General features: G+C 41.2%; 22 protein-coding genes and 2 tRNA genes. 23 read left to right on the forward strand and 1 reads right to left on the reverse strand.

What is annotated here, in order from left to right:
• The first annotated feature begins 3 nt into the window (after nt 1-3).
• The 6 genes from mnmG to ABID56_RS09580 all read left to right on the forward strand — a co-directional run bounded on the left by mnmG (nt 4) and on the right by ABID56_RS09580 (nt 6479).
• Nucleotides 4-1893, forward strand: a complete 1890-nt coding sequence (gene mnmG, locus ABID56_RS09555; RefSeq protein WP_354220598.1) for a tRNA uridine-5-carboxymethylaminomethyl(34) synthesis enzyme MnmG — start codon at nt 4-6, stop codon at nt 1891-1893.
• A gap of 9 nt (nt 1894-1902) precedes the next feature.
• A complete protein-coding gene (gene rsmG, locus ABID56_RS09560; protein WP_354220601.1) occupies nt 1903-2625 on the forward strand; it encodes a 16S rRNA (guanine(527)-N(7))-methyltransferase RsmG in 723 nt (240 codons plus the stop codon).
• 212 nt (nt 2626-2837) lie between these two features.
• Complete coding sequence (gene noc, locus ABID56_RS09565; protein ID WP_354220603.1) at nt 2838-3698, forward strand: nucleoid occlusion protein; 861 nt, start codon at nt 2838-2840, stop codon at nt 3696-3698.
• 364 nt (nt 3699-4062) lie between these two features.
• Nucleotides 4063-4836 (forward strand): ParA family protein, encoded by a 774-nt coding sequence (locus ABID56_RS09570; RefSeq protein WP_354220605.1) that lies wholly within the window; start codon nt 4063-4065, stop codon nt 4834-4836.
• Complete coding sequence (locus ABID56_RS09575; RefSeq protein WP_354220607.1) at nt 4817-5650, forward strand: ParB/RepB/Spo0J family partition protein; 834 nt, start codon at nt 4817-4819, stop codon at nt 5648-5650. The genes ABID56_RS09570 and ABID56_RS09575 overlap by 20 nt, the downstream gene beginning before the upstream one ends.
• Before the next feature lie 109 nt (nt 5651-5759).
• The gene (locus ABID56_RS09580) at nt 5760-6479 is read left to right on the forward strand and encodes a DUF554 domain-containing protein (RefSeq protein ID WP_354220609.1); all 720 of its coding nucleotides are present in this window, start codon (nt 5760-5762) and stop codon (nt 6477-6479) included.
• 23 nt (nt 6480-6502) lie between these two features.
• Here the strand turns inward: ABID56_RS09580 and yyaC are convergent, their stop codons facing one another.
• On the reverse strand, nt 6503-7093 hold the full coding sequence (gene yyaC, locus ABID56_RS09585) for a spore protease YyaC (protein ID WP_354220611.1): 591 nt from the start codon (nt 7091-7093) through the stop codon (nt 6503-6505).
• Nucleotides 7094-7174: 81 nt separating this feature from the next.
• On the opposite strand from yyaC, the gene ABID56_RS09590 reads away from it, so the two are divergent.
• The 17 genes from ABID56_RS09590 (at nt 7175) to ABID56_RS09670 (ending at nt 23841) form a co-directional block, all read left to right on the forward strand.
• Nucleotides 7175-8200, forward strand: coding sequence for a YkvI family membrane protein (locus ABID56_RS09590; RefSeq protein ID WP_354220613.1), 1026 nt, complete (start codon nt 7175-7177; stop codon nt 8198-8200).
• A 29-nt stretch (nt 8201-8229) separates the two neighbouring features.
• On the forward strand, nt 8230-8424 hold the full coding sequence (locus ABID56_RS09595) for a DUF951 domain-containing protein (protein ID WP_354220615.1): 195 nt from the start codon (nt 8230-8232) through the stop codon (nt 8422-8424).
• Nucleotides 8425-8618: 194 nt separating this feature from the next.
• Nucleotides 8619-9719, forward strand: coding sequence for a redox-regulated ATPase YchF (gene ychF, locus ABID56_RS09600; protein WP_354220617.1), 1101 nt, complete (start codon nt 8619-8621; stop codon nt 9717-9719).
• A 128-nt stretch (nt 9720-9847) separates the two neighbouring features.
• A complete protein-coding gene (rpsF, locus tag ABID56_RS09605; protein WP_354220619.1) occupies nt 9848-10135 on the forward strand; it encodes a 30S ribosomal protein S6 in 288 nt (95 codons plus the stop codon).
• A gap of 12 nt (nt 10136-10147) precedes the next feature.
• On the forward strand, nt 10148-10630 hold the full coding sequence (gene ssb / locus ABID56_RS09610; RefSeq protein WP_354220621.1) for a single-stranded DNA-binding protein: 483 nt from the start codon (nt 10148-10150) through the stop codon (nt 10628-10630).
• A gap of 28 nt (nt 10631-10658) precedes the next feature.
• Nucleotides 10659-10886, forward strand: coding sequence for a 30S ribosomal protein S18 (rpsR, locus tag ABID56_RS09615; RefSeq protein WP_167261504.1), 228 nt, complete (start codon nt 10659-10661; stop codon nt 10884-10886).
• A 231-nt stretch (nt 10887-11117) separates the two neighbouring features.
• Nucleotides 11118-12059, forward strand: coding sequence for a YybS family protein (locus ABID56_RS09620; protein ID WP_354220624.1), 942 nt, complete (start codon nt 11118-11120; stop codon nt 12057-12059).
• 33 nt (nt 12060-12092) lie between these two features.
• Entirely contained in the window at nt 12093-14066 is a 1974-nt protein-coding gene (locus ABID56_RS09625) for a DHH family phosphoesterase (protein ID WP_354220626.1), read from the forward strand.
• Complete coding sequence (gene rplI / locus ABID56_RS09630; RefSeq protein ID WP_354220628.1) at nt 14063-14509, forward strand: 50S ribosomal protein L9; 447 nt, start codon at nt 14063-14065, stop codon at nt 14507-14509. Before ABID56_RS09625 ends, rplI begins: the two co-directional genes overlap by 4 nt.
• Before the next feature lie 33 nt (nt 14510-14542).
• On the forward strand, nt 14543-15907 hold the full coding sequence (gene dnaB / locus ABID56_RS09635; RefSeq protein ID WP_354220630.1) for a replicative DNA helicase: 1365 nt from the start codon (nt 14543-14545) through the stop codon (nt 15905-15907).
• Between the two features lie 163 nt (nt 15908-16070).
• The gene (locus ABID56_RS09640; protein WP_354220632.1) at nt 16071-17360 is read left to right on the forward strand and encodes an adenylosuccinate synthase; all 1290 of its coding nucleotides are present in this window, start codon (nt 16071-16073) and stop codon (nt 17358-17360) included.
• A 238-nt stretch (nt 17361-17598) separates the two neighbouring features.
• Nucleotides 17599-17675 (forward strand) — tRNA-Asp (locus tag ABID56_RS09645).
• A 173-nt stretch (nt 17676-17848) separates the two neighbouring features.
• A tRNA-Phe gene (locus ABID56_RS09650) sits at nt 17849-17924 on the forward strand.
• A 304-nt stretch (nt 17925-18228) separates the two neighbouring features.
• Nucleotides 18229-19800, forward strand: coding sequence for a LysM peptidoglycan-binding domain-containing M23 family metallopeptidase (locus ABID56_RS09655; protein WP_354220634.1), 1572 nt, complete (start codon nt 18229-18231; stop codon nt 19798-19800).
• 167 nt (nt 19801-19967) lie between these two features.
• On the forward strand, nt 19968-20675 hold the full coding sequence (yycF, locus tag ABID56_RS09660; protein ID WP_354220636.1) for a response regulator YycF: 708 nt from the start codon (nt 19968-19970) through the stop codon (nt 20673-20675).
• Between the two features lie 5 nt (nt 20676-20680).
• Complete coding sequence (gene walK / locus ABID56_RS09665) at nt 20681-22501, forward strand: cell wall metabolism sensor histidine kinase WalK (protein ID WP_354220638.1); 1821 nt, start codon at nt 20681-20683, stop codon at nt 22499-22501.
• A gap of 5 nt (nt 22502-22506) precedes the next feature.
• Nucleotides 22507-23841, forward strand: coding sequence for a YycH family regulatory protein (locus ABID56_RS09670; protein ID WP_354220640.1), 1335 nt, complete (start codon nt 22507-22509; stop codon nt 23839-23841).

The raw sequence follows: 23841 nt of genomic DNA on the forward strand, positions 1-23841 counted from the left end.
GTCATGTATGATGCAGGACGTTATGATGTCATCGTCATCGGCGCGGGTCATGCAGGTGTCGAAGCAGGTTTAGCAGCGGCTAAACGCGGAGCGAAAACGTTAATGCTCACGTTAAACCTTGACTTAATTGCTTTTATGCCGTGCAACCCATCCGTTGGCGGTCCCGCTAAAGGCGTCGTCGTTCGTGAAATCGACGCAATGGGCGGTCAAATGGGGAAAACTATTGATAAAACCCATATCCAAATGCGCCTTTTAAATACGAGTAAAGGCCCGGCTGTTCGCGCTTTACGTGCGCAAGCTGATAAAGTGTTATATCAACAAGAAATGAAACGCGTCATCGAAAATCAAGAAAACTTAACCTTACGTCAAGGTATGGTAGAGGAACTGTTAATTGAAGATGGGGCGGTTAAAGGGGTCAAAACCGAGACGAAAGCGTGCTATTATGCTGATCAAGTGATCGTGACCACAGGAACGTTTATGCGTGGTAAAGTGCTCATCGGTGACATCGAGTACGAAAGTGGACCGAACAACCAACGCCCAACGATTTCATTATCTGAACAACTCGATGATTTAGGTTTTGACATCGTTCGTTTCAAAACAGGAACGCCAATGCGTGTTAATTCACACAGCATTGATTATTCAAAAACCGAAATTCAACCAGGTGACGACGAGCCACGGGCATTTTCGTATGAAACGACGGAATACATTATGGACCAGATTCCATGTTGGCTAACGTATACAGGTGAAGTAACGCATCAGATTATCGATGATAACTTAGCAAAATCCGCGATGTATTCGGGCGCTGAGCGTGGGACAGGGCCGAGATATTGCCCATCCATTGAAGATAAGATTGTTCGTTTTAACGACAAACCACGTCACCAAGTCTTTTTAGAGCCAGAAGGACGTAACACGGATGAAGTCTATGTCCAAGGGTTATCGACGTCATTACCTGAATATGTGCAAAAAGAAATGCTCGAAACCGTACCAGGTTTAGAAAACGCTGAAATTATGCGTGCTGGCTATGCTATCGAGTATGATGCGGTTGTGCCAACACAATTGTGGCCGACACTCGAAACGAAGAAGATCGAGGGCTTGTTTACAGCTGGACAAATTAACGGCACAAGCGGTTATGAAGAAGCGGCTGGCCAAGGGTTGATGGCTGGTATTAATGCGGCAGCGAAAGCCTTAAACAAAGAGACGCTCATATTCGATCGCTCACAAGCTTATATCGGTGTGATGATTGATGATCTTGTGACGAAAGGAACGGATGAACCGTATCGTCTGTTAACATCACGTGCGGAATATCGTTTATTATTACGTCATGATAATGCTGATTTGCGTCTAACAGATATCGGACATGATATGGAACTGATCCCAGAAGAACGATATGAACGATTTAATAAGAAGAAAGAAATGATTGAAGCGGAAATCAAACGGCTATCAGACATTCGTTTGAAACCAACGGATGACGTGCAGCAAACGATAGAAGCTAAAGGTGGATCACCGCTAAAAGATGGCGTGTTAGCTGTCGATTTACTGCGTCGTCCAGAAATGACGTACAACACCATCGTTGAGTTAGCGCCGCGCGATTATGATTTACCAGCTGATGTCGAAGAACAAGTCGAGATTCAAGTGAAGTATGAAGGTTATATTAAGAAATCAAACCAACAAGTAGATAAAATGCGTAAAATGGAAAACAAGAAGATTCCAGAAGATATCGATTATGATGATGTCGATAACTTGGCAACTGAAGCGCGCGAACGCTTGAAACGTGTGCGTCCATTATCTGTTGGTCAAGCGTCACGAGTTTCTGGTGTGAACCCAGCTGACGTATCGATTCTGCTCGTATATTTAGAACAAGGAAGGCATGCAAAAGCTGCTGCGAACGAATAGAGGGTGCTTATGAACGAAGAGCAATTTTTTCAAGCGTTAAATGACCAAGGCATTGCGTTAAACGACACACAAATTCAACAATTTGAAACGTATTACCAAACGTTAGTCGAATGGAACGAAAAGATGAACTTAACTGGGATCACAGAAAAAGAAGACGTGTATCTCAAGCATTTTTACGATTCGATTTCGGCTGCGTTTTATACGGATTTCAGTTCTGAATCGTTGTCGGTTTGTGATGTTGGAGCGGGAGCGGGGTTTCCATCCATCCCGCTTAAAATTGTTTTTCCGCATTTAAAGGTTACGATCGTTGATTCACTAAAGAAGCGGATTACATTTTTAAATCATTTAGCTGACCAATTAAATTTAACAGGTGTCGCTTTTTATCACGACCGGGCGGAATCGTTTGGTAAAAATGCAAAGTTCCGCGAGACATTCGATGTTGTGATGGCCCGTGCTGTGGCTCGAACATCCGTGTTAAGTGAATTATGTTTACCACTCGTTAAACCAGGTGGCTTGTTCATGATGATGAAAGGCGCGGATATTGAAGAAGAGTTGAAAATGGGTGAGATGGCAACGAAAGCACTTGGCGGTGAATTCATGCGAACGGATCAATTCAAATTGCCGATTGAACAGAGCGAACGCCACATCGTTCAAATTGCGAAAAAACGTCAAACACCCAAAAAATACCCTAGAAAACCGGGGACGCCGAACAAAGACCCGATAGAATCGTAGTTATCACGCGGATTTTGCCAGATGATGACGATTGTTTGCCTCTAAGTTTTTCTTTATATTTCACTTCGTTCTATGGTATTATAGAAATAGAGTGACAAGGTTTAGTACGGTTTAATAGATTAAGTTTGTTAAGTTAGAAATGAAATGTTTCACGTGAAACATTTCATTTTTTACATAGCTATAGAGAGTTGTAGAAGGTAGGTGCCAACTGAATGAGTTCGCTAAGTAGATTGTTTGGCAAAGGCGATTCGAAAGACGAATCACAAACGAATCTTCAAACGAATGAAGTTGTTGAAGTTGAGGTTCAACGTATTCAGCCAAACCAATATCAACCGAGAACGATTTTTGATGAAGAAAAGATTGCTGAATTGGCCCAAACGATTCATACACATGGCATGATTCAACCGATTGTTGTTCGTCAATCAGATGATGGTGAAACGTATGAGTTGATTGCTGGTGAACGACGGTGGCGTGCGGTTTCAACGTTAGAATGGGAAACGGTTCCGGCTATTATTAAAAACATGACAGATACGGAAACGGCATCTGTTGCTTTAATTGAAAACTTGCAACGTGAGGAATTAACAGTTATTGAAGAAGCGATTGCTTACGATCAATTGTTAAACTCTCACGGATTAACTCAAGAAGCGTTGGCCCAACGGTTAGGTAAAAGCCAATCCACTATTGCCAATAAGTTACGGTTATTAAAATTGCCAAGTGTGGTACAGCAAGCGTTACTCAATAAACAAATTACCGAACGTCATGCGCGCGCTTTAATTGGATTAAAAGATGAATCCTTACAAGAAGAAGCGTTGACGGCTATTATTGAAGAGCAACTCAGTGTCAAACAAGCCGAAGAACGGGTCGAGGCGTTGTTGAATCCTGAGGACGGTACGAAGGAAGAGCAGAAAAAGCCTAAACCGAAAGTGCAAGGGGTCAATAAGGACATCCGAATTGCGTTGAATACGATTCGTCAATCGCTTAATATGGTACAAGATACTGGGATGGATGTTGAAACAGAAGAAGAAGAGGCAGACGATTATTATCAAATTACGATCAAACTTCCGAAGCGATAATAATCTTTTTCCCATCTTTCATAATAAAGATGGGACTTTTTTCACTTTAGCTCTGTTAAAGTCTAATGTTGATTTTAAATGATATAGCACTGAGTTGTTGAATTGTGAGAAGCGAAGGTGGCGACTCCTGCGGGAACAGCACGAGTCTCGAGACCCCGCAGGCCACGTTTTTGGGCCTAGGAGGCTCGAGCCGTGCCCGCGGAAAGCGTCCACCGGCAGCGGATCACAATATCAACAACGGACTTTAACAAAGCCTTCACATTAAGGAAACTCTCTTTTAGTAAAGGATAAAACTAATACGTTAGAAACCTTAACGTGTGATAGACACATGATAATAGAATGTAAGATACAGGCAGGTGACATTATGGGCAAAGTAATCGCCATCGCTAACCAAAAAGGTGGCGTCGGAAAAACAACATCAGCAGTGAATTTAAGTGCTTGCTTAGCGAATTTAGATCATAAAGTATTGCTCGTTGATATTGACCCACAAGGAAATGCAACGAGTGGCGTCGGGATCAACAAAGGTGATATGGAATCGTGTATTTATGATATTTTAATAGAAGAAGAAGATGCATATTCGGTTTGCGTCCCATCTAAGGTACCGAATTTGGACGCGATTCCAGCAACGATTCAGTTAGCGGGGTCAGAAATCGAACTCGTTCCAACTATTTCTCGTGAATTACGGTTAAGAAAAGCATTAGAAGATATTCGTAACGACTATGATTATATCGTAATCGATTGTCCACCGTCTCTCGGATTATTAACATTGAATGCGTTAACTGCCGCTGACGGTGTCATTATCCCTGTTCAATGCGAGTATTACGCATTAGAGGGGTTAAGCCAATTATTGAACACGGTTCGATTAGTGCAGCGTCGTTTAAACCAGCAATTACAAATTGAAGGCGTTCTTTTAACGATGTTAGATGCTCGTACGAACTTAGGAATTCAAGTCATTGAAGAAGTGAAGAAATATTTCCAAGATAAAGTGTTCAATGCTGTCATTCCGAGAAATGTGCGGCTAGGTGAAGCACCAAGTCATGGCGAACCGATTATACAATACGATTCGAAATCAAAAGGTGCTGAAGTGTATCACGAATTAGCGAAGGAAGTGATTGCCAATGGCCAAAGGGTTGGGTAAAGGATTGAATTCGATCTTTCAAGATGTGGATTATCATGAAGAATCGGTTCAAGAAGTCGAAATGAGTCAATGTCGCCCAAACCCGTATCAACCACGTAAAGTATTTGATACGGAATCGATCGAAGAATTAAAAGACTCGATATTAGAACATGGTGTGTTGCAGCCGATTATCGTACGACAATCGATTAAAGGTTATGAAATTGTTGTCGGTGAACGGCGTTTTCGTGCATCAAAAGAAGCTGGTTTAACGACGATACCAGCTGTCGTTCGTGAATTAACGGATGAACAAATGATGGAACTCGCGTTGCTTGAAAACTTGCAACGTGAAGATTTAAGCCCGATTGAAGAAGCGGAAGCGTTCGATCGTTTAATTAATGATTTAAATATCAAACAAGACGATTTAGCGAAACGTTTAGGTAAAAGTCGTCCGCATATTGCGAATATGGTTCGTTTATTATCGTTACCTGAGCGCGTTCGGGCTTTAGTCAATAGTAAAGAGCTATCAATGGGGCATGCTCGTGCATTGTTATCGATTAAAGATGAAGAACAGCTTTTACTGGTGACGGAAAAGATTCGTAAAGAAGGCTTGAATGTGCGTCAAACCGAGCAACTGATTACGAAAATGAACGAAAAGCCGAAACGTAAAACAAAGACGAAAAAAGATGTATTCCTTACTTCTAAAGAAAATGAACTTCAAGAACGATTAGGCACAGGTGTCAGCATCCAACAAGGTAAACGAAAAGGTAAAATTGAAATCGAATACTTTGATCGAGATGATTTAGATCGTATTATTGAGTTACTAACTGATGCATAATAGGCAGTCTATCCTAACTTTGGGATAGACTCTTTTTTCACTTTTAGATAGAGTAGTTGATAATGTTTCACGTGAAACATTGATTTTCGAATGAAGTGTGGTGTTACATATGGAATTGTTAGGGCCGCTTGTGAATGGGGCGGGAATTATTCTCGGAACATTAATTGGCCTCTTTTTTAGTCGTATTCCAGAGCGATTTAAAGAGACGGTGATGAGCGGGATTGGGCTAACCGTCATTTTAATCGGGTTATCGATGAGTATGACGTCTGATCGAATGGTTGTTATATTATTAAGTTTACTGACAGGTGCTATTATTGGGGAGTTATTCGATTTAGACGAAAAATTGAACCGATTAGGTGCCTATATCGAAGCAAAAATGAAAGGAAGTTCTCAATCAGATTCGCGAATTGCAGAAGGGTTCGTGACTGCATCGCTCATTTTTGTGATTGGTGCATTAGCTGTTGTTGGCGCATTAGATAGTGGATTGCGCGGTGACCATGAAGTGTTGTTTACGAAGGCATTAATTGACGGGTTTGTCGCGCTCGTATTAACGACGACGCTTGGTATCGGCGTTATTTTTTCGGCCATACCAGTCCTACTATACGAAGGTGGGATAGCCCTATTCGCAACGCAAATCGATCGATTTATTTCAGAGTCCTTTTTAGATTTGTTTATTGAAGATATGACATCGACAGGTGGGCTACTGATTGTAGCTATTGGCTTAAATTTAATTAAAATCACTAATATCCGGGTGGCTAACTTGCTACCGAGTTTAATTACCGTAGGCATTATATTATATATTTATGTACAATTACAAGGTTTGTTCTAATGAGACATCAGCTCTGATCGCGATCACAGAGCTGATGTTTTTGTCTGATGTGCGGATTGTTGTCTTAATTTTAAATTCACAATCGAAAGAGCTTGCGTTAGTGTTTTAGCTAAGGTCATCACATTATGCAATCGCGTCGATTGTAGAACAGCTAACGATACGAATCCACTTATATTCACAATGCCTTTAATTGATAAATCGCCAACAGCAGGTATGGCTTGTTTTGTCGCAGCACCAGGTTGTAATTCCCCTTTATGAATCGTGATCATATGTTGTGACTGATAGGAACCGAGAGCAGCATCAATCGCCATAATAAATGGGTGATCGTATTGTTCATGTATATCATGGATGGTTGCTTCTAAATTTTTCGCGTGGACAGGGTGTTCTAACGTTCCGTGAATATGTAGTTGATCATGTTGACGTTGGCTTAATAAACTTCCTGTCAGTGGCCCAAAACTATCACCAGTCGATCGATCCGTTCCTATACACAGTATAACAATAACCCGTTGTTGCGGGAGGTGATGCAAAATGACATCAACGAGTTTCTTACATGCTAATGTCTCGTCATAATGAACGGCGATTAATCGTTCAGGCTCACCATGAGATTCTGACATAGGCGTCACTCCTTACGCATAGTTATAAATAGTATATGGATAAGCTCATGCCTTTATACGTAGGAGAGTTGGAGGACGGCTATGATGAAAGGGTTTAAATGGATTGGGTTGATTGTCGCAACCATGATCGGGGCAGGGTATGCATCAGGGCGAGAGATATGGGAGTTTTTTGGACATGATAGTAGTTTTGCCATCATTTTGTTTGCGATCTTGTTTACGATTAGTTGTCATGTGATTTTATCATTAAGTTATGAATTGAAAAGTGACGATTACATGCCGTTGCTTCGTCGGTTGTTAGGCGACAATTGGGCCAAACTGTACGATTGGAGCATTTTATTGTATTTATTTTCGACGATTTTTGTTATGATTTCCGGCAGCGGGGCGACGGTCGCTGTATTTGAATGGCCACCTGTAATTGGGATTGCTCTGATGGTTATAGGATTGCTAATTGTTGTTCCTAAAGGGATGGATGGTATTTTATCAGTGAACCGGTTATTACTGCCGTTGATGGTCGTTGCGTTAAGTCTAGTGCTAATATTGTTTGTTTGGCGAGAACACATTCCACTATGGGGATATGACATGGGTGGACAAGGGAATTGGATGGCTTCTATTCCATTCACATCACTCAATGTGTTACCCTTAATAGCGGTATTAGGAGCCGTCGGGAAAAATATTAAACAACCTCAAGAAATATATGTTGCTAGCATTGGTAGCGGCCTTATTTTAGGCGTTATTTCGTATTTATATAATATGAGCCTTGTTCAAGTCGCTGATCAGTTGTATTTTTATGATGTGCCGCTATTTGCGATTTTGTACGGTTATCGAATTGAAATCTTTTTTGGAATGGCAGGGTTATTGATTTTTGCTATTTATACAACGGCGTTGACGAGTTTGTTTGGATTAATCGCTCGGATTCAGTCGTATTTTCCATTAACGGAAGGGAAGCTAGGCTTAGCGTTAATCGTATTAGCTCTACCATTTACATTAGTCGGTTTTTCGGATTTAATCAGTTATTTATATCCACTTTATGGCGTTATTAATTTATACGTTTTAGCGATGTTGTTGTTGTTTCCGTTAACAAAACGAGCAAATCAATTTAAAACGTGATAAACTAATCATGAATAGGAGGGGTAATGATGAATTCATTAGACTACGAATTATATGATTATGTTGAAATGAAAAAAGAACATCCGTGTGGCTCGAACGAATGGCAAATTATACGTATGGGCATGGATATTCGAATTAAATGTCAGGGGTGCGAACATAGTGTCATGATCCCTCGCAAAAAATTCAACAAAAGCGTCAAAAAAGTGATAAAAAATCATGACTAAATGACGATGTTTCACGTGAAACATTTTAATGAATAGTCACAATAAGATAATTAAATCTTTATTTTTTGTAAACAAAGGTGGTTTCGCCTTTGTTTTTTTGATTTTCCTACAGCTTGTTTTTTTCGAAATTTGTCTCTATAATTGGTATGACTAATCTTGAATTTGGGAACGGAATTTGAAGGAGTGTAAGTTACATGTCATTAACAGCAGGAATCGTTGGTTTACCAAACGTCGGGAAATCAACGCTATTTAATGCGATTACGCAAGCGGGCGCCGTATCAGCGAACTATCCATTTGCGACGATCGATCCAAACGTCGGTATTGTCGAAGTGCCGGATGAACGTTTATATAATTTATCAGAACAAGTACAGCCACAAAAAACCATTCCAACGGCTTTTGAATTCACGGATATTGCCGGTATTGTGGAAGGGGCGAGTAAAGGTGAAGGTTTAGGGAACCAATTCCTTTCACATATTCGCCAAGTGGATGCGATTTGCCACGTAGTCCGTTGTTTCGCGGATGATGATATCACGCACGTATCGGGTCGCGTCGATCCTATCAGTGATATTGAAACGATTAATTTAGAGTTAATTTTAGCGGATTTGGAAACGGTCATGAAACGTTATCCAAAAGTTGAGAAACTGATGAAACAAAAAGATAAAGACGCGCAGTATGAGTTTGAAGTGTTAGAAAAACTGAAAAACGCTTTTGAAGCAGAACAGCCAGCTCGCGCGATTGAATTTACGAAAGAACAAATGAAGTATGTAAAATCGCTTCATTTATTAACGATTAAGCCGATTCTTTACGTGGCGAACGTGGGTGAAGATGAATTATTAGAAGTTGACCAAAACGAAAAGGTTCAGCAAGTGAAGGAATATGCTGAGAATGAAGGGGCTGGCGTCATCGTGGTATGCGCTAAAGTCGAATCAGAAATTGCTGAATTAGAAGGAGAAGAAAAGGCAGAATTTCTTGATGAGTTAGGGATAGCAGAAGCAGGATTAGATCAATTGATTAAAGCGTCTTACGATATGCTTGGCCTAGCGACGTTCTTTACAGCGGGTGAGAAAGAAGTGCGTGCGTGGACATTTAAGCAAGGCATGACAGCACCACAAGCAGCAGGCGTGATCCACTCAGATTTTGAACGTGGATTTATTCGTGCCGAAACCGTCTCGTATGATGATTTGATGTCAGCAGGTTCTATGAGTGTTGCGAAAGAACAAGGTAATGTTCGTTTAGAAGGAAAAGAATACATCGTGAAAGACGGCGATGTCATTCATTTCAGATTTAACGTATAACAGGGTCAATAAATGGTTGTCAGGGCGTTAGGTTTTTGTTATAATCTTATGATGTGAGTAATTAAGACAAAAAAATTACTCCTTGCCCTATAAACAGGGCCGCTAAGTCCAAGAGGAGGTGAAAACGGATGAATAAATACGAAATCATGTACATCATCCGCCCAGACGTAGAAGAAGAAGCTCGTCAAAGTGTTGTTGAGCGCTTCCAAAAAGTCTTAACTGACAATGGTGCGGAGATCGAAAATGTAGATGAAATGGGTATGCGTCGTTTAGCTTACGAAATTAAAGACTACCGTGATGGTTATTATGTCGTTGTTAATTTCGCAAGTGAACCGATTGCAATTGATGAATTCGATCGTCAAGCGAAGTTCTCAGACGATATCATTCGTCACATGGCTATTCGCAACGATCAATAAGGAGTGTTTGATGTGTTAAATCGTACAGTTCTAGTCGGTAGATTAACGAAAGACCCTGAGTTACGTTATACAGCGAACGGTGTTGCTGTTGCCAATTTCACATTAGCTGTTAACCGCCCATTCTCGAACCAACAAGGTGAGCGTGAAGCGGATTTCATTAATTGTGTTATTTGGCGGAAACAAGCGGAAAACCTAGCTAGCTACATGGGCAAAGGTAGTATGGTTGGGGTTGATGGACGTATTCAAACGCGTAGCTTCGATAACCAAGAAGGTAAACGAATCTTCATGACCGAAGTTGTAGCCGAAAGCGTTCAATTCCTTGAATCACGAAACAGCAACCAGGGTAAACAAGGTGGACAGCCTGGAAACACATCAAATCAAACGCAACAAAATCAAGGCGGATTTCAACCGCAACAAGAATCTCAATCGAGTGGCCAAGAACCGTTTGATAACGCTGAACCAGTCGATTTATCAGACGATGACTTACCATTCTAAATCATTTATTTAAAGGAGGTAGTCACTTATGGCAGCACGTCGCGGACGCAAACGTCGTAAGGTTTGTTATTTCAAAGCAAACGGGATTACGCATATTGACTATAAAGATGTTGATCTTCTAAAACGTTTCATTTCTGAACGTGGTAAAATTTTACCTCGTCGTGTAACTGGAACGTCTGCTAAGTATCAACGTAAATTAACGGTAGCGATTAAACGCGCTAGACAAATGGCTCTATTGCCATACGTTAACGAATAGTAAGCTTTCAAAAGTGTTGTAAACAAACGTTTACAACACTTTTTTTAACTGAAGGTGTGTGATATGACATACCACCTATTCAACGACGGTTTTTTCATATATGATATAAGTAATCTTTTATTAGTGGTTTGTTTTTACATATCAATTAGTTACTTGGTAAAATAGAAACATGCGACTGTTCATTGGCAAGTGAATAGACGGTTGCGCAATAAAAGTATTGAGGTGCAAGCTATGACTGACAGATCGATCGTGCAACAAGGGGCGTTATTCGCCTTAGCGTTTATCGCGTTGTTGCTCATGACGTTTTTTATACCATTTATAAGTATTATCACGATTTTTCTATTACCGATACCATTCATCCTTTTAACATATCGTTACGGATGGAAGGTGGGTGGTGTCGTTTGGATCATCACCACTTTAGTGAGCATTCCGTTATTAACACTCTACTCATTGCCACTTTCAATTGTGATGGGTCTAAGTGGAGTGATCATTGGAGCAGCGATGCACGGACAACGTCATCCTTATGAAGTGTTAGCTCGAGGGACGATAGGGTTTGCTGTGACGATTGCGCTCCTATACGCATCAACGCAATTAATATTTGACGTGAATTGGACACAACAAGCTGAAACGTTAATGGAAGAATCATTAACATCAACGACGACCATGTTAGAAGAGACAGGTGTCGATGTAGCACCAGAGGATCTAGAAATCGTCCGGAACAGTTTCTATGATCTCGTTTATCTCATTCCGACCTCGATAGTGCTCTTAGGTCTTGGTCTTGCATTTATCGCTCAATGGTTGAGTTATAAATGGCTCAATCGATCGGAACAGCGAAAACATCGATTTCCGCCATTTAGGTATTTTACGTTTCCGAATAGCTTGATTTGGATCTTCCTATTAGGCATCATTATGTCATGGATTTATACCGAGCCAACTGATACGATGTATTTAGCAGCAACGAATTTATATGCGCTACCAGGATTATTGCTCGTTTTACAAGGCATGGCATTTGTCTTTTACTATGCACATTATAAAAACTGGTCTAATACGTTACCAGTGTTAGTCGTTGTCGCTTTTGTGTTATTTCCATTTATTATAACGTTCCCATTACGGATATTAGGGATTTTCGATTTAGGTTTTCGCTTGCGGCAACGCTTAACTGGAAACAAATAAAGATGTGTTGAAACATCTTAGGAGATGACGTTTATGAATGATGTCAAAAAGTTAATCACAAACAAAAATATATGGTTTCTTCATGCGTTAACGGTCGTATCATTATGTATCGTCATTTATAATCACTGGATGATTGGTCTGGCGTTATCGTTAATTTTCGGATTAATTATTTTCTCGGGCCTTCGAACAGAAGATCGACTGAAGCGAAAAATCGAACAATATATTTCGACGCTATCGTACCGCGTGAAAAAAGTCGGTGAAGAAGCGTTGCTCGAAATGCCGTTCGGAATCGTGCTATATAATGATGACTATCAGATCGAGTGGGCTAACCCGTACATGAATGATTTCATGGAATCGGATGACACCCTCATTGGCGAGAATTTGTCAGACCTATCAGGTGATTTGATTAAAGCCATCAAAGATGAGAACGATGATTTGCGAGTCGAGATTGACGGCAAAATTTATCGCGCCGTTATTAAACGCGAAGAAAAGCTTGTTTATTTCTTCGACCGCACGATGTATGCCGATTTAGAGAAACGTTATCAAAATGAAGAAACAGTTCTATCGATTATTTATCTTGATAATTACGAAGAATTAACTCAGGCGATGGATGACACATCAAAAAGCCGCATGAACTCACGAGTTACGTCAATATTGAATCGATGGTCAAAAGAGAATGGCTTTTATTTAAAACGAACATCACAAGAACGGTTTTTAGCGGTCATGGATCGTAAAACATTAGAAAAGTTAGAAGCGAATAAATTTGAAATATTAGATGACGTTCGCGAACTTATTTCAGATCAAAATGTACCATTAACACTTAGTATTGGCATTGGCCGTGGTACAGCTGATTTACGTGAGTTAGGTGACATGGCTCAATCGAGTCTTGATCTAGCTTTAGGTCGTGGTGGTGACCAAGTCGCGATTAAAGATGAGCAAGGTAAAGTGAAGTTCTATGGTGGTAAAACGAATCCGATGGAAAAACGGACTCGCGTTCGCGCACGTGTCATTTCTCACGCGCTTCGTGAATTAGTGAATGAAAGTGATCAAGTGTTGATTATGGGGCACAAGATGCCTGATATGGACTCGATCGGGTCCTCGATCGGAATTTTAAAGCTGGCCCAACAAAATAACAAAGAAGGTTACGTCGTGTTTGACCGCGATGGTATGAATACAGGCGTTCAGAAGTTAATTGACGAAATCGATGAGGACGAAGAGTTGTCAGAACAGTTCGCCTCACCAGAAGAAGCGCTCGACATGGTGACGAAAAATACACTCATCGTTGTCGTCGATACGCACAAGCCATCAATGGTGATGGAAGAAAAACTATTAAACCGCACAGAACATGTTGTCGTTATTGACCACCATAGACGTGCGGAAGAATTTATTAATGACCCAACATTGGTTTATATGGAGCCATATGCTTCATCAACTGCAGAGCTCGTAACGGAGTTGTTACAATACCAAGATGGACGTGTGAAATTAACGACACTTGAATCGTCCTCGTTATTAGCTGGTATCATTGTGGATACGAAGTCGTTTACCTTGCGCACAGGGTCGCGTACGTTCGATGCAGCGTCTTATTTACGTTCTAAAGGGGCAGACACCGTTTTTGTCCAAAAGCTACTCAAAGAAGACTTAGACGTGTATGTGAAGCGCAGTGAGCTGGTCAAAAGCGCGACGATTTTCAAAGAAGGCGTGGCGATTGCGAAAGGCCATACGGGTGTGAGTTACGGCCCGATCATTATCGCTCAAGCCGCTGATACGTTATTAACGATGGATGGGGTTAAAGCCTCGTTCGTTATTTCAGAGCGAAGTGATAACCAAATTGGCGTTAGCGCCCGTTCTTTAGGTGAAATTAATGTTCAAGTTTTAATGGAAAAAATGAACGGCGGTGGACATTTAACGAATGCTGCGACACAATTAGAAGATACGACAATTGAACAAGTAGAAGAACAATTGCGTGATATTATCGATGACTATATGCAAGGAGGGGACTCATCATGAAAGTAATTTTCACAAGTGATGTTAAAGGCAAAGGCAAAAAAGGCGAAGTGAAAGACGTTAACGAAGGTTATGCGCGTAACTATTTATTTAAACACAACCTGGCTGTAGAAGCGACAAAAGGAAACTTAAAGCAGCTTGAAGGCCAGAAGAAAAAACAACAAGAAAAAGAGCAAGAAGAACTCGATGAAGCGAAACGACTAAAAGACACACTAGAAGATCTAACGGTTGAATTATCAGCGAAATCAGGTGACGGTGGTCGTTTGTTTGGCTCTGTTACAAGCAAACACATCGCTGATGAATTAAAGCAAGCGCACAACATTAAAATTGATAAACGTAAAATTGAATTAGACGAACCGATTCGCACACTCGGTTATACGAATGTCCCTGTTAAATTACATCCGGATGTGAGTGGCACGCTTAAAGTGCATGTCGCTGAAAAGTAATCGACCCACTCCGAAACAAAAGGAGGGAATGACGTGGCAGATGATCCAACAAACGATCGCACCCCACCTCATAATATAGAAGCCGAACAAGCGGTTTTGGGTGCTATTTTCCTAGAACCGAATGCGATTGTGACGGCAAGTGAAATTATCCAACCTGAAGATTTTTATCGCGTCAGTCATAAGCGCGTCTTTGAAATCATGGTTCAATTAATGGACAAAGGCGAGCCCATTGACCTAGTTACCGTGACGACTGAATTATCGAATGCTGAAATGTTAAACGATATCGGTGGTGTCTCGTATTTAACCGACATCGCAAATTCAGTCCCAACAGCAGCGAATATCGAGTATTATGCTCGCATCGTGAACGAAAAATCGACTTTGCGTCGTATTATTTCATCAGCTACGGGCATTGTCACGAAGACGTTTGAAGAAAACGAAGAAGTGCCAGAATTACTCGATTATGCTGAGCGCTCGATTTTAGATATTTCGCAAGAACAGGCTTCCGGTAAGTTCCGTAATATTAAAGACGTCTTAGTGAACGTGTACGATAACATTGAGCAATTGCACCATAATGACGAAGATGTCACCGGTGTTGCAACAGGCTTCAATGATTTAGACCAAATCACATCAGGTTTCCAAAAAAATGATCTCGTCATTATTGCGGCGCGTCCATCAGTCGGTAAGACGGCCTTTGCGTTAAACATTGCACAAAACGTGGCGATTAATTCGGATGAGAATGTCGCGCTGTTCAGTTTAGAGATGGGGGCTGAACAACTCGTCAGCCGTATGTTGTGTGCAGAAGGTAATATTGATGCGCAGCGGTTACGGACAGGCCGTTTAGAAGATGAAGACTGGGGCAAGCTGACGATGGCTATGGGTAGTCTTTCGACAGCAGGTATCTACATTGACGATACACCAGGTGTTAAAATCAATGAAATCCGCTCGAAGTGTCGTCGTCTTAAGCAAGACCAAGGCCTCGGCATGATCATGATTGACTACTTACAGCTCATTCAAGGCTCTCCAGGCGGTAGTGAAAGTCGTCAACAAGAAGTATCTGAGATTTCCCGTTCACTGAAAGCATTAGCGCTTGAATTAGGCGTCCCTGTCATCGCGTTATCACAGTTATCGCGTGGTGTAGAACAACGCCAAGACAAACGCCCAATCATGTCAGACTTACGTGAATCTGGAAGTATTGAGCAGGACGCGGATATTGTTGGCTTCTTATACCGTGATGATTATTATGAAGAAGAAAGCGAAAAAGAAAATATTATCGAAATCATGATCGCTAAACAACGTAACGGCCCAGTTGGAACAGTTGAGCTAGCCTTTGTGAAAGAATACAATAAATTCGTTGATTTAGACAGGCGATATGATGACGCCGATATTCCACCAGCTTAACCTACGCATCATGAGGATGTGTAGGTTTCTTTTTTTTGTTACAATAAACGTACATTTTTCAACACATTTATTATTTTATTCGGATTTTAATTCAAAACAGTAAATAATTATGATAATATAGGCGTGGATCAATTGGATATCGGAATGTTTAGGAGGATTATATATGACGACAGCAGTGGTTGTAGGAACACAATGGGGAGATGAAGGGAAAGGCAAGATTACCGATTTTCTCGCGAAACAAGCAGATGTCGTAGCCCGTTATCAAGGTGGCGATAATGCCGGGCACACAATTCAGTTTAATGGGGATACATATAAGTTACACCTCATTCCTTCAGGGGTCTTTAACCCAGATAAATTATGTTTATTAGGAAACGGAATGGTGATTAATCCAGAATCGTTAATAAAGGAAATGGCGTATGTTCAGGCAGCGGGTATTGAACTCGATCATTTACGAATCAGCAACCGCGCTCAAGTCATTATGCCTTATCATATTGAGTTAGATCGTTTACAAGAAGCCCGTAAAGGCAAAGACGAACAAATCGGCACAACGCAAAAAGGGATCGGCCCAGCTTATAGTGATAAAATCAATCGGTCAGGTATTCGTATTGCCGATTTACTGGATGCCAATCAATTGTACGATCGCGTGACACGTGAAGTGGCAGAGAAAAATGAATGGTTAACCAAGCTTTATCAGGCTGAACCATTGGATGCTGAAGCGATTTATGACACGTATCGTCAATATGGCGAACAACTAGCGCCTTATGTCACGGATACATCATTCACACTTGATGAAGCATTAACGAATGGGGACAACGTGTTGTTTGAAGGTGCTCAAGGCGTCATGCTCGACATCGACCAAGGCACGTATCCGTATGTCACATCGTCGAACACGTCCGCTGCAGGCGTTGCGACGGGAAGCGGCATTGGTCCAAATAAAATTGATCGGATTATCGGCGTGTCTAAAGCATATACATCGCGAGTCGGTGACGGCCCATTTCCGACTGAATTAGAGGATGAGATTGGTGAAACGATTCGCGAAGTCGGTCGTGAGTACGGGACGACGACTGGACGCCCGCGCCGTGTCGGTTGGTTTGATGCTGTTGTGATTAATCACGCTCGTCGTACAAGCGGTGTGACAGATCTGTCGCTCAATTCACTCGATGTTCTCTCGGGGATTGAAGAGGTTAAGATTTGTGTCGGTTATGAGTATCGCGGTGAGACGATCCGCAGCTATCCAGCGACGCACCAAGCGTTAACAGAGTGTACACCTGTTTACGAAACGCTCCCTGGTTGGCACGGCGATTTATCGAATGTTCGCTCATTTGAAGCGTTGCCGGAAGCGGCTCAGCACTATATTGAACGAATCGAAGCCCTAACACAAACACGCGTGTCGATTTTCTCAGTTGGTCCAGACCGCGACCAAACCATCGTCCGCGAACCGATCTTTCAGTAAAATTGAAGATTGTTAGACAATCCTTGTAGATTGTCTAACAATCTCTTCAAACTATCTAACAATGTCAGGACATTGTCTAACAATTGGCCTGAATTATCTAACAATCTTAATGTAATACACAATAAATCCCCGTGATCAGCTTGTCTGAACACGGGGATGTCACTTTTTCAAAAATATTTTCCGAAATAGCTTGTCAAAATAAAAAATGCTGTGGTAATATTTAATTTGTCGGCAAAATGGTCCGGTAGTTCAGTTGGTTAGAATGCCTGCCTGTCACGCAGGAGGTCGCGGGTTCGAGTCCCGTCCGGACCGCCATTTTTATTCAATGTTTCACGTGAAAAAATGATGGCCCAAACAAGTCGATTATATTATTTGGCTCCGTAGCTTTGCGAGCAAGAAAACTTCTTTGGAATGCTAAGTCTGTGAGCACAGTACTTAACTATTCAAAAGACAATTTAATTTATAAGATTACCCTTTTATCTTCCATTGGCTCGGTAGCTCAGTCGGTAGAGCAACGGACTGAAAATCCGTGTGTCGGCGGTTCGATTCCGTCCCGAGCCACCATTTTTTAAACACAGTAATGAACTGTGTTTTTTTAGTAGAATAACCTTCGAAAAATCATCATCATCAACTCGACATAACAGCTCCTTGTCGAATGTCATTGAAAAATGACGGCCACACCTACCAAACGAACATCTCAAATTCAAAATTATACCAACTTCTATACAATTTCATTACAAGTATGTTAAAAAGGTTTATTAACACGATAAAGTTATGGTAGATTATAAAATGTGAGTTTTATATACAATTGAACGATATAGATAATTAAATATGTAGACGCTTATTGGGGGAAAAAGAAGTGAATAACTTGAGAAAGTTAGTATCGAGTGGAGCACGTCGCATCTTCCAGCCATCATGGGCGAAAAAAGTAACCCTAACGGCTGTTATCGGTAGCGGTGTTATAGTCGGTTCCGTTTATGCTGACTCTATGAACAATCAATCAACTAACGATAATCTATCATCTGTATACCACGTCTATATGGGTGATAAACATATAGGAACATTCGATCAAAAAGAAACTATTCAAGATTTTATCGACGAACAAGAGAAACAAGCTGAAAATGATCACTATCAAGACAATGTTGATTTAGTTCCATCAGAAGAAATTGATTTCGTTGAAGAAATGGTGTTCTCGACAAAACATCAATCAGATCAGGTTAAGTCGACGTTAAAAGAAGATTTATCTTTCGTTGCTTCAGCAATTGAAATTAAAGCAGGCGATCAAGTACTCGGTTACGTCAATAACTTAGATGAAGCGAACGAAGCGGTCAATCAGGTCATTTCGCAATACTTACCGGAAGGCGTCGATCAAAGCATTAATTTATTAAAAGACGATTCCAATGACTTAGACCAAACAACGTCACTTTCGTCTCTATTACCAGATAATCTCTTACAAACAGGGACATTACAAAACAGAGAACAAAACGACGACTCGAGTTTTAACGAAACGATCGAACTTGATGACGGTTCTACAGTCATAGACGTTGGATTTACGAAAGATGTTACAGTAACAGAAACAAAAGTTGATGCTCAACAGTTACTAGAGGTCCAGCAATTGGTAAAACTATTAGAGCGTGGCACGGAAACGCAACAGACGTACACAGTCCAAGAAAACGATGCAATCACAACAGTAGCTAGTAAGCATGATATAAGTACAGATGAACTCATTGAATTAAACCCAGACATAGAAGAAGATAGCGTCATTCAAGTCGGCCAAGAAATGAAAGTAACAGGTATGAGTTCATTAGTAGACGTGTCATACACAGAAACGGTAACAGAAGAAGAAACGATAGAATATGAAGAAGTCGTTGAGAAGACAGATGAACTGTACAAAGGTGACTCAGAAGTTGCGCAACAAGGTTCAGACGGTAAAAAAGAAGTCACATATGAAGTAGAAGTCGAAAACGGTGAAGAAGTGAGCCGTGAAAAAGTCGACGAAAATGTCATCGAAGAAGCGCAAGATAAAATCGTTAAAGAAGGTACGAAAGTGGTACCATCGCGCGGAACGGGTAACTTTGTATGGCCTGCTGTAGGTGGTTATGTAACAAGTACGTACGGCCCAAGATGGGGCTCACACCATAATGGCATGGATATTGCGGGTGTAAGCAACCGTACACTTAAAGCGGCTGATAATGGAACAGTCGTTGAAGCGGGTTACCACTCAGGTGGCCACGGTAATCGAGTCATCATTGACCACAACAACGGTTACCGCACACTATACGCACATTTATCATCAATTAGCGTCAGTCCTGGTCAAACAGTACGTAAAGGCCAAGCTATTGGTCAAATGGGCTCAACCGGACGTTCAACAGGCGTTCACTTACATTTAGAATTACAGAAGAATGGTCGAACGATTAATCCAGGACCGTATTTCAGATAAACAGTAAAACCTCTAGCTATGGTAGCTAGAGGTTTTATTACACTTAAAGGCTTATTCTGTTTTGGCTATGACACACTACAATAAATCAAAAAATGGTAGTCACGTAAGACATTAACGAGGAAGTACGTTAAAATAGAAAGTAAATACACGAAGGATGGTGTCAGACAATGCGACATACGATATTAGTTGTCGATGATGAAGAACCCATTGCAGATATATTAAAATTTAACCTCGAAAAAGAAGGTTACGATGTTTTAATCGGATATGATGGAAATGAAGCCATTGAACTTACGAAACAGGAAGAACCCGATTTAATCTTATTAGATATCATGTTACCCGAAAAAGACGGCATGGAAGTGTGCCGTGAAATTCGTCAAGACTACCAAATCCCAATCATTATGTTAACGGCGAAAGACTCAGAAATTGATAAAGTGTTAGGCCTCGAACTTGGTGCTGATGACTATGTCACGAAGCCGTTTAGTAACCGAGAATTGATTGCACGGGTGAAAGCGAATTTACGTCGTCGTAGCTCAGAAGGCCAAGAACACTCAACTGGATCCATTCCTAATATTCAAATTGGCGGATTAGACATTAATCGTGAAAATTACTCGGTTACCCGCTACGGGGAGCCTGTCGATCTGACGCACCGTGAGTTTGAATTGTTATTATACTTAGCGAAACATATCGGACAAGTCATGACCCGTGAACACTTACTTGAAACGGTATGGGGCTACGATTATTACGGTGACGTGCGCACAGTAGATGTGACCGTCCGCCGACTACGTGAAAAAATCGAAGACAGTCCGAGTAACCCAACTTGGATTGTGACACGACGGGGAGTTGGTTATTACCTTCGCAACCCTGAGCGGGAGTAGATGACATGGCTAGGCTAAAAACCTTTTTCAAATCGATTCAGTTAAAGTTTATTATCATCTATATTTTGTTGTTACTTATAGCGATTCAAGTGATCGGTGCGTATTTTGCGCGCCAACTTGAAACGCAATTACTCGAAAATTTCACTGAATCGATCAACGACCGTGTCGAATTGTTGAACTATAACTTAGAACAGGCATTGGTCGCTGAGCGAGATGATGACGATCAACCATTAGAGGAAGACGTCGAGTCGATTATTTATGACTTTGACTCAGACGAAATTACTGAAATTCAAGTGATTGATAGTAACAATCGTGTGCTCGGTACGACGAGCCAGTTCGACCAAGAAATTGTCGGGAACCGAACGACTGAAACGAGGATTCAACGAGCGTTGTCAGCGGGTAACCGAGAAGAGAAAGTCGTCTACAATCCTGAGATAGGTCATCGTACGCTCGTTATTTCGACGCCGATTGAGGTCGATGGCAATATCGTTGGTGCGCTATCACTAGAGGCATCGATTGAAAGTGTTTATTCGCAGTTAGATGATATTAACCGGATTTTCGCCAACGGGACTATGCTTGCAATTACGATTTCTGCGCTACTCGGTGTCTTAGTGGCTCGAACGATTACGCGTCCGATTATGGAAATGCGTAAGCAGACGAAAGTGATGGCAACAGGTGATTATACGAGCAAAGTCAATGTCCACGGTGAAGATGAGATCGGACAATTGGCTGTCAGTTTCAACGAATTAAACGAACAATTGCAGCTCGCTCAAGCGACGACAGAAGAAGAACGGCGAAAGTTAAGTTCCGTTTTATCGAATATGACAGACGGCGTGATTGCGACGGATGATCACGGTGATATTATATTAATGAACGAACCAGCGTCGAAATTAATCGGGAAGCATTACGTCGAAGTCCAAGGCGAACCATTGCTCGATGTACTAGGTTTACACGACCATGTCGATCAGTTAGACGAAATTAAAACATTAAGCAGTACCATCATTGATTTTTCTGATGACAACCAAGAATTATTGTTAAAAGCGAATTTCTCTGTTTTCCAAGATGAAGCGGAAGAAATGAACGGATTTTTAACGGTCTTGAGTGACGTGACAGAAGAACAAAAAGTCGAACGCGAACGCCGTGAATTTGTGGCGAACGTCTCGCACGAGTTGCGCACACCACTGACGACGATGCGCAGTTATTTAGAAGCATTAACAGACGGCACGACGTGGAAAGACGAAACGATTGCGCCGAAGTTTTTACATGTCGTTCAAAACGAATCAGAACGAATGATCCGTCTCGTTAATGACTTGTTGCAATTGTCGAAGATGGATAACCAAGACCACCGCATCGAAAAACATCGCGTCGAATACGTTCAATTTATTGATCATATTATTGAGCGTTTTGCGTTTAATGCAAAAGAAGGGCTGACGATTAAACGTCATTTACCGTCTAAAGCGTCTTATGTTTATATGGACTCTGATAAATTAACGCAAGTGCTTGATAATATCATTTCCAATGCAATGAAGTATTCGCCTGAAGGTGGCGATATCGATGTGACGGTTGAAGTACAAAAACACCACATCGTGACGAAAGTGTCAGACGAAGGAGTCGGCATTCCAGAAGAAAAAGTAGACAAGATCTTTGACCGCTTTTATCGCGTGGACAAAGCTAGAACGCGTCAAATGGGCGGTACAGGACTAGGCCTGGCGATTGCAAAAGATCTCATCGAAGCGCATGATGGGGCGATTTGGGCTGATAGTCGTGAAGGACAAGGGACAACGATTTCATTTAGTTTACCGTTGATGCGGAAGAAACGTGGGTGATCGACATGACGAAAGAACATTTTAAATCAGGCATACTGTTCATCCTCGTGATCAGTAGTTTAGGGTTAACCTTTGCCTTATGGACGTATCAGCCCCAATATGAAGAGCCAGGCCAAATCACGTACTTAGAAGAGACGGAATTAGACGGTAAACAAAAAGTGTTGAAAGACGTTGTTTTACCGGATAAAATGATTTTTAATCAATCGCGTCAGTATAGTATGTTGACATCCAAACAAGAAGAAAAACAACTCTTTAATGATATGTCTGAGTGGACGTTTTCAGAGATCGACCAATTTCCGACAAACCGATCCACTGATGTATGGAATCCGAATATTGAACTCGTAATGCCTACAGAAGTACCGTTTAATGTTATTAGTCGGTTGTTTAATGTAGACGAATTAGATTATGAAGGTTCGGATACGTTTAATCGTATATTTTTTCAACTAACGAGAGGGTCGGAAGAACGAATTCGTGTTAGTTTTACGTCGGACGTACAACCGAATGTGTTAAACGGACGGGTTGATTCGGTTAGTGCTTATGATCAATTACAATCGTATTTTACCGAAAATGATATGACGAGTATGGAACGAGTACAACTACATGAGGATCAAGCGAAAGACTATGTCTATGTGACAAATGAAAGTATAAGCTTGCCAGAAGAAACCGTGTTAGTGGACCGCTTAGACAGACAGCCATTAATTAATGTGCTTTTTAATAATCCGTCGCTCGTTCGCCAACAAAATTCTGGAAATTCTTCAGAAACATATTTAACTGACGGGACGCGCTTGTTACGGTTAAACGATGCGTTTGGCGTGAATCAGTATGCGTCGTATCATAAACCTCCGTCACAAGAAACGAATAGTTTAACGCATACTGAATTATTGCTTAACAGTTTAAGTCATACGAATGATTATCTTGGTTGGACAGATGATTTTCGCGTGAATCAATTAAATGAGTCGAATCAAGTCATTCAATATCGTAACCATTTTGCGGGTTATCCGATTTTTGATCGTAATGGCTATATGACGATGCAACAAGAATGGTCAAACATCGAACTGCAATCGTTATCGCGTCCATTGTTTAAACTGACAGCCCCATTTCAACAAGGTGAAATGATTGAGATTGATTCAGGAGTGTCAGTCCATGAGTTGTTGCATGAGAGTTCACAGTCTATTTCGTGGTCATTAGTGAGTGATATTCAATTAGGTTATGACATTAGTGCTGGTGATGGCTTGAATAATGTCCTCTTTTTAGAGCCGACATGGTTTATACAGTACGCAGGCATTTGGCGTCCATTAGAATACTTTAATGAACGTATCACCTTGCAGGAGGATGGATAG

Origin of the sequence: Alkalibacillus flavidus, from assembly GCF_040545925.1 — a bacterium.
In the GTDB taxonomy this organism is placed as follows: domain Bacteria; phylum Bacillota; class Bacilli; order Bacillales; family Alkalibacillaceae; genus Alkalibacillus; species Alkalibacillus flavidus.